Source organism: Dictyoglomus turgidum DSM 6724 (genome assembly GCF_000021645.1).
GTDB classification, from domain to species: Bacteria; Dictyoglomota; Dictyoglomia; order Dictyoglomales; family Dictyoglomaceae; genus Dictyoglomus; species Dictyoglomus turgidum.
The window spans coordinates 234,062-248,436 of record NC_011661.1 but is presented as its reverse complement, the minus strand read 5'-3'; the positions used below and the strand labels follow the sequence as shown (position 1 = coordinate 248,436).

General features: G+C 32.9%; 13 protein-coding genes. 2 read left to right on the top strand and 11 right to left on the bottom strand.

Going from position 1 to position 14,375, the window contains the following annotated elements; genetic code table 11:
* Positions 1-62: 62 nt before the first annotated feature.
* Positions 63-761 (bottom strand): hypothetical protein, encoded by a 699-nt coding sequence (locus tag DTUR_RS01225; RefSeq protein ID WP_012582656.1) that lies wholly within the window; start codon positions 759-761, stop codon positions 63-65.
* 72 nt (positions 762-833) lie between these two features.
* Positions 834-2,183 (bottom strand): hypothetical protein, encoded by a 1,350-nt coding sequence (locus DTUR_RS01220; protein ID WP_012582655.1) that lies wholly within the window; start codon positions 2,181-2,183, stop codon positions 834-836.
* A 653-nt stretch (positions 2,184-2,836) separates the two neighbouring features.
* Here DTUR_RS01220 and DTUR_RS01215 point away from each other — a divergent pair.
* On the top strand, positions 2,837-3,862 hold the full coding sequence (locus tag DTUR_RS01215) for a glycoside hydrolase family 11 protein (protein WP_164931041.1): 1,026 nt from the start codon (positions 2,837-2,839) through the stop codon (positions 3,860-3,862).
* 116 nt (positions 3,863-3,978) lie between these two features.
* Positions 3,979-5,136: a carboxylesterase family protein gene (locus DTUR_RS01210; RefSeq protein WP_164930948.1), complete on the top strand. Its 1,158-nt coding sequence runs from the start codon at positions 3,979-3,981 to the stop codon at positions 5,134-5,136.
* A gap of 6 nt (positions 5,137-5,142) precedes the next feature.
* On the opposite strand, the gene DTUR_RS01205 is transcribed toward DTUR_RS01210, so the two are convergent.
* From DTUR_RS01205 to DTUR_RS01160, 9 genes are all read right to left on the bottom strand, one after another.
* Positions 5,143-6,438, bottom strand: a complete 1,296-nt coding sequence (locus DTUR_RS01205) for a diguanylate cyclase (RefSeq protein WP_164930947.1) — start codon at positions 6,436-6,438, stop codon at positions 5,143-5,145.
* Positions 6,410-6,673 carry a HEAT repeat domain-containing protein gene (locus tag DTUR_RS01200; RefSeq protein WP_476583417.1) on the bottom strand — a complete coding sequence of 88 codons (264 nt, stop codon included), beginning with the start codon at positions 6,671-6,673 and terminating at the stop codon, positions 6,410-6,412. The genes DTUR_RS01205 and DTUR_RS01200 overlap by 29 nt, the downstream gene beginning before the upstream one ends.
* A 37-nt stretch (positions 6,674-6,710) precedes the next feature.
* A complete protein-coding gene (locus DTUR_RS01195) occupies positions 6,711-7,097 on the bottom strand; it encodes a response regulator (protein ID WP_012582651.1) in 387 nt (128 codons plus the stop codon).
* A 101-nt stretch (positions 7,098-7,198) separates the two neighbouring features.
* Positions 7,199-7,579, bottom strand: coding sequence for a response regulator (locus tag DTUR_RS01185; RefSeq protein ID WP_164930945.1), 381 nt, complete (start codon positions 7,577-7,579; stop codon positions 7,199-7,201).
* A 122-nt stretch (positions 7,580-7,701) separates the two neighbouring features.
* On the bottom strand, positions 7,702-8,169 hold the full coding sequence (locus tag DTUR_RS01180; RefSeq protein WP_164930944.1) for a sensor histidine kinase: 468 nt from the start codon (positions 8,167-8,169) through the stop codon (positions 7,702-7,704).
* Complete coding sequence (locus tag DTUR_RS01175) at positions 8,166-10,832, bottom strand: VWA domain-containing protein (protein ID WP_012582650.1); 2,667 nt, start codon at positions 10,830-10,832, stop codon at positions 8,166-8,168. The genes DTUR_RS01180 and DTUR_RS01175 overlap by 4 nt, the downstream gene beginning before the upstream one ends.
* Positions 10,829-12,514 (bottom strand): vWA domain-containing protein, encoded by a 1,686-nt coding sequence (locus DTUR_RS01170; RefSeq protein WP_012582649.1) that lies wholly within the window; start codon positions 12,512-12,514, stop codon positions 10,829-10,831. Before DTUR_RS01170 ends, DTUR_RS01175 begins: the two co-directional genes overlap by 4 nt.
* On the bottom strand, positions 12,511-13,389 hold the full coding sequence (locus DTUR_RS01165) for a DUF58 domain-containing protein (RefSeq protein WP_012582648.1): 879 nt from the start codon (positions 13,387-13,389) through the stop codon (positions 12,511-12,513). The genes DTUR_RS01170 and DTUR_RS01165 overlap by 4 nt, the downstream gene beginning before the upstream one ends.
* Positions 13,389-14,366, bottom strand: a complete 978-nt coding sequence (locus tag DTUR_RS01160) for an AAA family ATPase (protein ID WP_012582647.1) — start codon at positions 14,364-14,366, stop codon at positions 13,389-13,391. Before DTUR_RS01160 ends, DTUR_RS01165 begins: the two co-directional genes overlap by 1 nt.
* Between the last annotated feature and the right edge of the window lie 9 nt (positions 14,367-14,375).

Sequence of the window (14,375 nt, the reverse complement as noted above, 5' to 3'; positions counted from 1 at the left end):
TATAAATTAAGGTCATCAAGTGAAGCGCCTAAAAATTTTTACTCCTCGCTTTATTTTACAAGTCACTTAGTAGTTAAAAATATGTTATCCACCGCACCTACAAAATCCCAACCACTTCCCCCAACTCTTATCTCTTTTAAATATGGATGAGATAAAATATTTTCTAAAATTTCATGATCTTGCATTAAATCTATTTCAAAGTGATAAAAGTCTCCACTGTCAATTTCAGTCACATTATTTTCCGGATAATTTATTTTGCTACCTCTTAGAATGAAACATTTCTTATAAACATATTCTTCATTATTTTCATCTACAAATACAAGTTCTACGTTTGCAGGATACTCACCTCCAGCCCAACCATCTGAATCTAATTCCTGTAAAGAAACTAATATATCAAAAGATAGTTTTAATGTCTTCTTTTCTTTAACATCGTAATTTCCCAAAGATTGTTTAATTCCAATATATCCACCATCTGCTTCTGAGTTTTTCCTTGCCCACATAAAATAATCAACAAAAATCTCTGCCTCATATTTATTAAAATCCTTTATATTTATTAATACTACCTCCCATGGAGAAAGCTGCCCGCTTTCAAAATCTCCATTTTGAATTAAATTTAAGACTTCAACTTCTTCTAATTCTTCAACAAACTCCTCTGTTTCTATCTGTACTAATTCTTCAGAATCACTTTGGGCTAAAGCGAAGCCTAAAACTAACAGCATAGAAAGAAAAATTAAGATAATCTTAAAATACCTTGTTTTCATATTCGGACCCCCCCCTGTCTATTTTTTAAAGACCCCACTTTTATCCACAATTTTCGCATAATCTAAAATCAGCTATCCTCTTAATAAATAGGAAACTTCTTCTGCATTTTTAACCCACAATGTTTCAAGGTATAAATTTAAGATGGTAGCCATAAGTTTCTCTGTTAAAATTCTTAACATTGAATACGCCTGTCTTTCTCCTTTGGGATAATTTGGATCATTTTCTCTGCTTTTTGCTATACTACATGCTTTTGCATAAATATGCCACAAAGATAAACCTTCGCCTTTTGATATATCTTGGTCATTAGTAAAGAGAGGATTATTATCACAACTTGAAGAATGAAGTAAACTAAGTTGAGAAATAAGAGTATTTCTTAAATTTTCTTTGTTTTTTATTTGTCTTGCTTCCTTTTCTTTTAAGAGATATTGTTTTAAATTATCCAACTGAGATGAAGAAGCAGTTCTTATCCTACCTACAAAACTCTTAAAACTCAAAGTCCTATCATAAGCTTCGTTCACTGTTAAAATAGACTGTGGGATTGTTTTACTTAATATGTTTTGCATCCATTGTACATATTGCAAACCTTCAAAAGCTCCACTATAAACATCCCCTAAAGCTCCGCAAACCACATAATTTAGAGATCTTGTCATACTTATTGCCCATTGGGAATAAAGAGATAAATACTCTGTTGCTATATTTATACAATAATCTTTTGCAAGAGATAAATGATCTGGAGGAAAATAGGAAGAGGATATGCCGTTAAGAAGATTTCCTAAGGCCGATTTCATAGCTTCAGACGTCTCATTAAGAGAGGATATCTCAATAAAAGTGTTTATCATATTATTAATAGTAGCGATTCTTTTATCTACAAGACTATTTGCATATTCTATCCATTTATCTTCTTTTCTTGCTCTTCCATCAAGATCAAATGCTTCATATGAATCAACACCTTTCCAAAGATAAACATTTGTCCCATCTTTTAGCATAATAAATAAATCTTTATCTCCATAATAATTTCCACCAATTGTTCTATTCTCTCTAAGATGTATACCTATTCTTTTGTTCAAACATCCTGGAACGTTTGCTAAATCAAAGAAGCCTAAAAAACTTAGATTGTTTAAATTTACATTATTAGAATACATTTTAGGGGGTAAAATTATAGTTTTGATTGATTTCCATGAGCCATCATTCTTCCTTTCCATTACTTCAACTGGACAATTTCCACTTTTAAAGGTTAAATAATAAAAAACACTATGATTAGAGTCGCAGTAAAATTCAACAAAATCTCCATCATGTAGAAAAAGAGCACCTTTGTATGGGAAGTTAAAACCATTATAATCTTGGCCCTTAAAGCTTGAAGCAAAAGTTATAATTAGTAAAAACATGAGAATAATAAAGAATTTAATTAATATTTTTCTCATTCTCCTCCCCCTAATTAAAAAATTCCCCTACTTTTCTCTCTTGAAATTTAAGATTTTAAAGAGTATTAATTGAGGGTATGATTTAAAATCTTAAATTCCATTTTAATTATACCACACTTTTTAAACACACAAAGAGAAAACTTTCAAAAGTCTATTACAGGGATTTTCTTTGTATCTATTCTATCTACCGCTCTATTTAGATACCTGATGAGCTCCTTGCAGGAGATTAAAATAAGTTAACTTTTAAAATTCTCTATTCTTTTTACCTTTATTTTGCCACATAGATCTTTTGTTGCTGGATGATATTCCATTTAAGGCTATCTTTTTTACCCATCTAAAATTTTTTAAAACAGGCTCCCTTTAAGTAGGAATTAAATATAGTATATTTTAAAAAGTATAAAAATAGTTTCATTAATTTTTTTTATTGTTTTAAAGGCTTTTATTACAAAATTAATTTCATGGTGTAATTTTTTTCAGTATATTGACAAGGTATTCTTCTTAGTATAAAATTTTTAATCAAAATTTAAAGGTTTGTAAAAACGATTTTAAAAGTGGACCCCCTATTGGGCTAAGTAGCCCTTAAAGGGGTAATAAAAAAATAAAGTGGGGTGTTTAAAGTGTACTTAGAAAAACTTACTAAACTTCTCTTAATTATGCTGCTTATTGCAGTATATACGCAAGTACATGCTCAAACATCTATAACTCTAACAAGCAATGCAAGTGGTACTTTTGACGGATATTACTATGAATTATGGAAAGATTCAGGGAATACAACAATGACTGTATACACTCAGGGAAGGTTTAGCTGTCAGTGGAGCAATATAAACAATGCACTGTTTAGGACAGGTAAGAAATACAATCAGTCATGGCAATCTTTAGGTACTGTTAAAATTACATACTCGGCAACTTACAATCCTAATGGAAACTCCTACTTATGCATTTATGGCTGGTCTACTAATCCTTTAGTGGAGTTCTACATTGTAGAAAGTTGGGGTACCTGGCGTCCACCAGGTGCAACATCTCTTGGGCAGGTTACCATTGATGGTGGTACCTATGATATTTACAGAACTACTCGTGTAAATCAACCATCTATTGTAGGTACAGCTACCTTTGATCAGTATTGGAGCGTAAGGACATCAAAGAGAACCAGTGGAACAGTTACAGTAACTGATCATTTTAGAGCCTGGGCAAATAAGGGATTAAATCTTGGTACTATTGATCAGATTACTCTTTGTGTTGAAGGTTATCAGAGTAGTGGTTCAGCTAATATAACTCAAAACACCTTTTCCACTAGTAGCAGTAGTGGCGGCAGTACTACTGTAACAAGAGTAGAATGTGAAAACATGTCCTTAAGTGGTCCATATGCCTCAAGGATATCAAGTCCATTTAACGGGGTAGCACTTTATGCAAACAATGACAGAGCATACTATACACAATACTTTGCAAACTCTGTGCATACTTTTAGACTCCGTGGATGCTCTAGTAATAATAATACAGCAGCAGTAGATTTAAGGATTGGAGGACAGAAAGTTGGAACTTTTTACTTTACAGGCACAACACCAACGGTACAAACCTTGAGCAATATTTCCCATGCTACGGGGAATCAAACGGTAGAACTAATCCTTACTTCGGATAATGGAACATGGGACGTATATTTGGATTACTTAGAAATACAATAGCTGGGATGATGAGAAGTAATGGAGGGTTGGGATTTATGCTCCCAGCCCTCTTCTTTCTTACTCTCTTTTGTGGTGGTATAATATTCACAAATTATGCTGTTTTTGTGGAGGGTAAAATGTCTGAAGTATTAACTCCTCATAATATACCAAGGGCAACTATAGTAACGAGAGTTATGCCTGAAGGGGAGAGGGTTGTAGCGGTAGTTTTGGAATATGATGCGGAGATAAATGCTGGAAATTTAAATCTAAACATGTTTTCAGTAAAGACAAAACTTGAGGGGAAATTTGTGGAAAGAAGTATTAAAAAAGTTTATGCTAACAATAATGGAGAGTTGTTACCTGCTCCCTTTACTAATCAAGGAAGGTTTTTAGTTTTAGAATTAAATCCTAAGGAACCTTCGGCTGTTACTGCTACTTTTGATCCTCAAAGATTTCTTTCAAAAAGATTAAAGTTAGAATACGAAATAGAGCAGAAGGTGAGTATTAAGAGTGTAGATGGAAAAGAAATTATGCCCTTTTCATTGATTACTTCTGAAGAGAGACATCTTATAATAGATGAATTTAAAGCTTTGATTTATGAGGATAAGGATTTGGGAGTTATTCTTCCTTATAGATTTTATGTGCCTAAAAATATAGATAAAAATAAAAAATATCCTCTTGTGGTATTTTTACATGGTGCAGGAGAAAGGGGAAATGATAATTTTCTACATATAGCATGGTATAGAGGTGCGGTAACTTTTGCAGAGCCAGGACAGCAAGCAGAGCACCCTTGTTTTGTTCTTGCTCCTCAGTGTCCTGCAGATAGTAGTTGGACTGAGCTTCTTATGAGGGGTAATCCCTTTAAACCTACAAAAACTCTTCTTGCTGTTGCAAATTTGATTAGGAAGATTATAAGTGAGGAAAATATTGATTCTAATAGGATTTATTTAACAGGACTTTCTATGGGGGGTTTTGGTACCTTTGCTCTTCTTATAGAACATCCAGAGCTCTTTGCAGGAGCGATCCCCATATGTGGGGGAGCAGACATAAATAATCTTGAAAGGATAAGAGACATTCCTCTTTGGATCTTTCATGCCGAAGACGACAATTTGGTAAGTGTGGAATTTTCAAGATCGGTAGTAAAAAGGCTTGTAGAAATAGGGGGAAAGGTAAAGTATACGGAGTTTTTGTGGGGAGAGATGGAGAGAATGGGTTATCACCCCCATGCCTCTTGGATACCAGTCTATGACAATGAAGAAGTTATAGACTGGTTATTTGAGCAAAGGAAAAGATAAGAATTATTAGCGCCTTCCAAAGGGATATTGGCTGTTTTGTTTCTTTAGTCTTTTCTCTTCGTACATTAATTGGTCTGCGAGCTGGAGAAGTTCTTCAAGGGTTTTAGGATTTTCAGGATCGTATACTACATAACCTACACTTAAAGACAGCTTGTAGGGTCTTTTTTCTTTGGTGTTGAATTCTTTTACTTTTTCTGTCAGTCTTTCAATTATCTTCTCCTTATGGTTTTCTTCTCCAATAATTCCAAGTACTACAAATTCGTCCCCTCCAATTCTTGCGATAAGATCGTTTTGCCTAAAGGTAGAGGTAAGTATGTTAGCAACATCAATTAATGCTTGATCTCCTACATTATGTCCTAAATTATCATTAATCCATTTCATATAATCAAGGTCTATAAATAAGATTATAGCTTTTTTATTTAATCTTTTTACAAGATTTAAAGTGTGATCTGCTAAGGTGATAAAGCCACGTCTGTTATAAAGTCCTGTTAAAGGATCTGTAATGGATAATATTTTTAATTCCTCTTCCATCTTTTTTCTATAAGTTATGTCAAGGGTAGTTCCTAAAATGGCAGGCTTTCCTTTATACATTATTCCTACCATAGACATCTCAATATATGCTATATCCTTTCCCTTTTTAATTTTGAACTCATCTATAATATATTCAAAAGTCTTATCTAAGAGCTCGTGATATCTTTGTTTGAATCTTTCTCTATCTTCTTCATAGATATAATTGAGAAAATCATTAAAGGTTTTAAGTCCTACTAAAGATTGTTCTGCAAGGAGTAAATCCTTGTCGTTGGTGTCCATTAACATTTTTAAGATATCAATAGCCTTTACATTTCCTGTTTTTCCAATAGACTCTATGATGATTATTTTTACAAGAGTGGTATCTTCTTTAGAAAGAAGATCTTGTAGGATACTTAAAAGATCAGGAGGATTATGATGAATCAGAGATTTAACTCCGTAATATCTTACCCATGGAGATGAGTCTCTTAGAGCTATTTCAACGAGAGGTAAAGCCTTATCTTTACCTAAATAAATTAATGATCTTGCTATTACCTCTCGCACTTTTCTTTTTTCTTTTTCTAAACCTTCTTTTAATATTTCGAAAATTTTCTCATCTTCAAAGAAGACTATGTTCTCGTATGCTACTTTTCTTACCTCTTCGTCTTTGTCATTTACCAAATTAAAAATTTCTTCTTTACATTCTTCATATCCAAAGTATCCTGCGATTTTTACTGCAGACTCTCTTTCATAAGGATTTTCACTTTTAAGAAGCTTTTTTATCCTTTCTGGCATAGAAGGATGTCCTATAGAATTTAATGCGGATATTATAGCTTGTCTGACATAAGGCACTTTTATCCCCTATTTTCGCAAGAGCTCCAGCACATACCACTGCTAATTCTTCGTGATTGTTTAAGACTTCAACTATATGAGGCACAACAGATTTGTCTCCTATTCTTCCTAAGGCAATAATGGTAGAGGATTTTATTTCTAAATCCTCCTCCTTTAGCCTCTCTATAAGGATAGGTATTATGGATTTTCCATATTTTACAAAAACTTCTACAAGTTCATTTCTTATATATGGTTTTCTTTTTCTCTTCTCTTAGGATGCCTTCTAATATTTCTTTTATCTTTGAGAAAAAGTCAGATTTAGAGACAAATCCGTCTGCTATTTCCTCACTTACTTTTCTGTATTCGTCATTATCATATAAGGTCAGAATTACGGTTTTAAAAGGATTGTTTAGTTTTTTAAGCTCTTTTATTACTGAGAATCCATCCATATCAGGCATTACTATATCTACAAATACAATATCAGGATTTAAGTTTTGAAGACTTTCAATCCCTTCTTTTCCAGAGTAGGCATAGCCTATTACCTCAATTCCCTCTTCGGTAAGGAGTTTTATTGCTGAATTTATAAAATCTTTGCTATCATCTATGATAAAGACTTTAACCATTGTTATTTCCTCTATTTGAGATTTATGAGCTTCTACAGTTTTAATGCTTATATTAAGCTTGTAGGCAATTTCTTTTGAGGAGTAGCCTTCTGCTATAAGTTTTAGGATCTCTTTTTGTCTTTCGGTGAGAGTTTTAGTGGATTTTGCTCTTTTTGAAGATAGTCCTTTATAATTACCTTGGACACCTTAGGGGTTATGTAGGTATGTCCTTCAAATACTGACTTAATTGCTATTTCAAGCTCTGAGAAGGATGAGTCCTTTAATATGTATCCTTCTGCGCCATTTTTGAAAGCCTCTTTTACATATTCCTCTGAAAAATGCATGGTAAGAATTATTATTTTAGTATTGGGAGAAATTTCTTTGATCTTTTTACAGAAGGAAAGATTTTCTACCTCAGGCATAGATATATCAAGGAGAATAATATCAGGATTTAATTCTTTTGTCTTTGAGATGATTTCGTTTCCTGTACTTGCAACTATCAATGACCTCAATTTCTCCCCTTTCTTTTAGGAGAGCTTTAATTCCTTCTCTCACTAAAGTATGGTCATCAGCAATTAAGACTTTAATAGACATGGGGTCAATCTATAGTAAAACAAACTTTTATCTATGTCCCTTTCCCTATTTCACTATTGAGAGCTATTTTTCCTCCTAACAGTTCTGCCCTTTCTTTTACTTTCCATATCTCATCTACATTAAGGCCTATGCCATCATCTTTTATAGTTATCTCAACTATTTTATTTTCTTCTTTTATCTCTACATAAATGTTTTTGGCATTGGCATGTCTTATAGCATTTGTGATGCCTTCTTGTATGATACGAAACACCGAGATAGCATAGTCTTTTTCAAGTTTTTCTTCATTAAAATTAAATTTGTATTCAATATTTATATTGGCTCTTTCTGTCTGCTTTTGTATGTACCATTTTAGGGCAGATAGAAGTCCTAAATTGTCAAGCAGAGATGGTCTTAAATTCAGAGATATATCTCGTACTTCTTCTATGGTTTTATTTATGAGATTAATTGCATCCTCTTGGGCTTTTATTAAAAATTTACTTAAGCTTTCTTTCTCCTTCATTTCTTTTCCTTTCTTTTTCTTTCTTCCTCTTTAAGATGAGCTATAAACATTCTTGCTCTAAGTTCAAGGGTTACTGTCTCAAGCATGGAGGGAGTAGGCTTTTTGTTAAACTCTTCTATCATTTTACTTTCTACTTTCTTATACCATTCTTGATCTTCTACTATTTTTATTTTACCAAGAAGGTTTAATATTAATTCTTGAATTTCTTTCCATCTTCTTGAAATAAGTTCTACGAGGAAGAGAATTACGCAAGAGATTAATAGGGGAGTTGAGAGATCCTTTTTATCAGCATCCCAATAAGGCATTCTTCTAAAGACATCGGAAGGAGAAGATATAATCTTTCCTGAAGATATAGAAGTGATTTTTTGCGCTAATTCTTTATTAAAGGTTTTTGGGATAAACTCCTTTGAGTTTCCAAAGGACCAAGGTATTTTAGCTAAGATTTTATCGTTATCTTGTATAGTAATTTGATATTTCCCAAGTTTTTCTATAGGAAATATAGCCTCATAGGTCCCAGGTGCCTTTTGATAGAAGCTTCCTTTTATTTCTCTTCCCTGAATGTCAGTGAGGGTATATTTCAAATTGGCAAAGTTTATATAATTTCCATCTTTATCAGCATAAACTATATTTAAAATACCTTTCCCCTCCTCTTCCCTTATGGAAATTTGAATTTCGGATACCTGATGAGGAATTGCTTCTCTTAACATTTCACTGAAAAATTTCCCTAATTTATTCCACTTAAGCCACTCATCTCCCCAGTAGTTTTTTAAAGCAGAAGTGAAAGCTATTACTTGTCCAAGGCCAAATTGTCCTTTTGCTAAGATAGGATCTCCCTCAGGAGAGGAAAGTATAGTAGGATAAGGGTATCTTGAAGATGTAAGCACATATCCTTTTAATGGTGGAAATTCTATTTTTTCATCTGCTAAAGATTTTGGTATAAAGCTTTTTTCTACGATGTTAGATCTTAGTAGAGCCTTTGTTTCTGAGAGGAGGAGTTGGGGAAGATTTCTTATATTCCATGTGTGATAAAATCTACCATTCCCCCAATTAGCGATATCCTTTAAGAGGGGTATATTGGCATCTTCTCCTATCCCTATGGTTGAGACAGTAATTTTATATTTTGCCAAGTTTCTTACTAAGTTATAAAAGTCGCCTCCTTCTGTTTGACCATCAGTGATAGCGATAATATGCTTACTTTTTATAGGAACCTTAAGGAGAGATTCTCCAGCAGATTTTAAAGGAGGATATAGAGCGGTACCACCTCCGGGAGAGATTCTTGATATTAAACTTGCTGCCTCTTCTTTATTGGTGAGGGGTTGTAAGGGTACAATCCATTGATAGGAATGGTCAAAGGCAATGAGTCCAAAATAATCCTTATCTTCTAAAAGGTCCAAGACCAACTGAGCCGATTCTTTTGCAAGCTCCATCTTCATGTCTCCTCCAGAATAACTCCCCATACTTCCCGAGGCATCAAGAACTATAATTATGGCAACATTACTCTTTTTAAGTATCTGTTCTGGTTTTAAAGTTAAAGGCAATATTTCTTCTAAGGGAGTTCCATGGTAGTTTCCTGCAGAAAAACTTTTATCTCCTCCTAAGATTAGTAATGTACCTCCTTTGTCTATTACAAAATTTTTAAGAAGTTCCATTTTATCCAAAGGTAGATCTTCTTGAGGAATATTATCCATAATTACCCCTTGGTAAGAATTTAGATTCGAAATTTGGGAATAAGGTTTGAAGTCAATCACCACATTCCAGCCTTGTATCACAAGGGATTTTGCAAAAGTAGGGTTAAAATCTTTCCCTGCAAGATATAGAATTTTTGGTTTTCCTTGAATGTATATATAGGATGATGCCATATTATTTTCTTTGTAGGTATCTTCAGGAGAATATATTTCTGCTTCTATCTCTTTTAGTCCTGTATTTTTAGCCTTAAGAGATAAAGAGATTATGTTATCTTCTTGAAGATCTTTTAGATCCTGTATTTGCGATGTTCCGTCAAAGTTTATCTTTAATTTTGCTTCTTTTATACCATAACTTTTAATTCTTATACTGATAGGAAATTCTTGTCCCAAATGTCCTATATCAGAATTTTGAATTTTTTCTATGGATATCTCTTTATGGAAAGCAGTGTTTAATGGAAATATATCTATTTGTATTTTTTTCCTCTTTATTCTATCTTCAAGGTTTAAAACTCTTCCTGCATTTTCTTGAAGATCACTAAAGATGATTACTCTTGCTGGTTTTTCTTGAGGTTTAATAAGAAGTATTCTATTTAAAGCCTCTTCTATATTGGTAAAATATGGATTTTTAATGCCTGAAAGGTTAGAAAGATCAGTATTTTCTGAGAGATCTTGTTCCACATTTACATCTCCAGCAAAAGACACAAGTCCTACCCTATCGTAGCTCTTTTTACTATTCAGAGATTCTTTTATAAAACCTATTGCTCGCTCTTTTTCCCAAGAAGGAATACTGGCAGACTGATCTAATAGAAAGAAAGTGTTTACTCTATCAGAATAGGACATTATTTGCAATCCTGAAAGGGAAAAGAGAATAAGTAAAATCTCAATGGATCTTAAAATTGCTTTTTTCTTATACCTTTTTATTAGGAAATATATTATAGGGATTAGGACCAAAAATATGGGTTTTTCAAAGCTTATCATGTATAGATCCTTCCTCCCATATAAAGGAACATCTCAAAAATTATGGCAATTAAAGCAAAGAAAAGGAATATATAGGAAAGATCAAGATTAACATAAGCTTTTTCCTTAGGTCTTTTTTTAGCAAGGATAACCTCTTGAGATGTTATTTGGGGTTCTATGGTAGATTCTTTTTGTGAAAAAAGATTTATCGCATAGATTTTTTTGTCTTCTGGATTTTCATAAAATCCTGTAAAGTTAAGGTTTTCTTGTACTTGTTTTTGGGGATCATAAGATAGCATATATTTTAATAAATTGTATATGAAGAGGGGAAAAGAATCACGATAAATCCAAGATGTAGAAAGTAAATCAAAGGAAAGAATAATTCCCTCCATATTGTCCTCTTTTAAATAATATCCTACAGGACCCCTTGTGGAATATATAATAGGCCTTAATTTTTCGTCCTTAAATATGTAAGCATTATCTATTTGGATTCCATAAAGCTGTACAAATCTTAAAATAGGATGGTCTTCCCAGGAAAGTATCTTTACCTTTCCTATCTTCTCTATCTTATTAGGATCTATTCCTGGATATCCTCCTATAAAAAGGAATTTTCCAGGAAATTGAAAATAGGGAATTAAGCCATCAAAGATAAAAAAGTCATAATTTTTAAACTCTATATTCATAATATCCCTTTTTATCTCCACCTTAGTATCAGGTATAGATCTTAAAGCCTTTTCTAAGAAGGGATTTCCCATACTCACCATTAGAATCTTGTGGGAAAAGTCAGGGATATAAAAGTAGGCTGTGTTATCTTCTGAAAGATCATCTTTTATATCCAGGGATGCTTCAATTTTACCTTTTAGCAATGGCATCTCAAAAGTTAAGGTCTTTATTTCCTTTGGTTGTAAATAAGCTCTAGTTTTAATAATGTTTTTTCCGCTTTCCTTTACAGTTATTGGAACCTCTTCTGACTTATCACTGAAGTTTCCAATTTTCAAAAATATCTGAGAGATTCTTTCATTTTTTTGAAATACTCTTCCATCAATAATTCCAAGATTTCTCCCCTTTTTCCCAATTACATGTATAAAGTAATTGTTTTGAGAATTTTTAGGAATATTGAGCTCTTCAGTACCATCAGTGAATATATGTATATCGCAAGATTCTTTAGGAAAGAGATTTTCTGCATAGGTTATAGCAGAATTTATATTTCCCTCTCCTAAGAAGGGTTTTTCACTGCTTAATATCCTTTCAAGATCGGAATTTTTTCCTGCTGAAGTTAAAAGATATGGTTTATCCTTAGCAATAATGAGGGAGATTTTGTTATGAATATTTTTAGAAAGATTAATAATCTCTATTTTTGCTCTCTCAAAGCGAGATGGAAAGATATCCTCTGAGGTCATACTCGCCGATGAGTCTAATATAAATATTGTAGGTCTTCCTAATATTCTCTCAAAACTGAGTATAGGCTTTGAAAGGTAAAGAATAATAAAAAGAAGAGTTAAAATTTGCAAAAGAAGGATTAAATTTTTAGGAAGTTTTTTAAACCATCTTCCAATAGGTTCTTCTTTTAAAACTTTTTCCCATAAAATTAGGCTTGGGACCTTTAATCTTAATCTTTTTGGTTTTATAAGGTATAGGATTATCACTAATATTTCTAAGGAAAGAAGAGATAAGAAAAGGGGATTTAAAAATTTAAGGCTCATTTAATCCAACCACCTACTCGGAGATATTTTAATATAAGATCCTCTATGGGAATACTTGTTATACTTCTTAAATATTCTACGTTATAGAGCATAGTAAAAGATTCTATATGGTTTAAAAATTTTTCAAGGGCTTTCTGGTATTTTTGAATCATATACTCGTCAAGGAGAATGTCCATTTTTTCTCCTGTTTCACTATCAATGAGGGTAAGATTTCCTGAGAAAAAAGGAGAGATTTCTTCTTCACATATGGTATGTATAAGATATACAGGCATTTTCTTATATCTTGCATAAATTATTCCCTCTTCAAATTCTGAAGAGAGAAGGTCAGAAATAATTATGAGAATACCTTTCCTTTTCAAGGAAGAGGCATATTTTTTGACGGTTTCAGTTATGTTTGTATTGCCCTCCGCTTTTATTTCATTCAAAAGATTCAATAGCCTATATATATTTTCTTTTTTTCTTTCTAAAGGCAAAATTTCCTTGATTTTGTCTTGGAAGTAGGAAAAGGTAGTTTTTTCCCAGGAAGAAAGGCTAAGATAGGAAAAAGCTAAGGCAAGTTTTTTACCATAAAAGAATTTTGTTGGATTTCCAAAATCCATGGAAGAGGATGCATCAAGAAGAATGTGCACCTCTACATCTTCTTCCTCTTCAAAGAGCTTTACGAGAAATTTTTCAAATCTTGCATATATGTTCCAATCTAAATACCTTAATTCATCTCCAACTTGATAAGATCTGTAATCAGAAAATTCCGTTCCTCTTCCCATCTTAGGGCTCTTTCTTTCCCCAAGATGGCTTCTAAATCTTAGTCTCTTTACAGCAAGTCTTAGCTTTTCAAGTTTTTCTAAAAATTCCAGATCTAATTTTTCCTTTTCCATTAATATTCTTTTATCTCCTCAAGGATATTTTGGATTATCTCATCAGGAGTTATCCCTTCTGCTTCTCCTTCAAAGCTTAAAATAATTCTATGTCTTAGAGAAGGAATGGCTACTTTTTTTATATCTTTAAAGCTTACATTGGCTCGATTTTCAAAAAGGGATAATGCCTTTGCTCCTAATATTAAAGCTTGTGCTCCTCTTGGACTTGATCCATATTTTACGTATTTTTTCACCTTTTCTGTAGCATATTTGCTTTCAGGATGGGTAGCAAGCACGATTCTTACTGCATACTCTTTTACTGCCGTGGATATAGGCACACTTCTTACCAATTGTTTTAAAGCCTCTATGGTATTTCCATCAGCAACTTTTTCAACCTTGGGTATTTCTACATTAGTAGTCCTCTCTATAATCTCAAGGAGCTCCTCTTCTCCTGGGGGTGTAAGAATCAGTTTAAAGAAAAACCTATCTAATTGAGCCTCTGGAAGAGGATAGGTTCCCTCCATCTCAATGGGATTTTGTGTTGCCATAACAAAGAAAGGCTTTGGTAGAAGATAAATATTTCCACCAGAAGTTACACTACCTTCTTGCATAGCCTCCAAAAGGGCAGACTGGGTTTTAGGTGTAGCTCTATTTATCTCATCTGCAAGGATTATGTTTGCAAAGATAGGACCCTCTTGGAATCTAAAGTGTTTTCTTCCACTCTCATCTTCAACAATTATATTGGTTCCTGTGATATCTGCTGGCATGAGATCGGGGGTAAATTGGATTCGGGAGAACTTTAAATTTAAAATCTCACTTAATGTTTTCACAAGTAAAGTTTTTCCAATACCGGGGACACCTTCAAGGAGCACATGTCCTCCTGAAAGGAGAGCTATAATTGTGAGATCAATGATCTCATCATATCCTACTATTACCTTACTGACTTCTTTTTTTATCTTTCCTACCACATCGGTAAAATCTTCAAGGGATAAAGCCAAATTAAACAA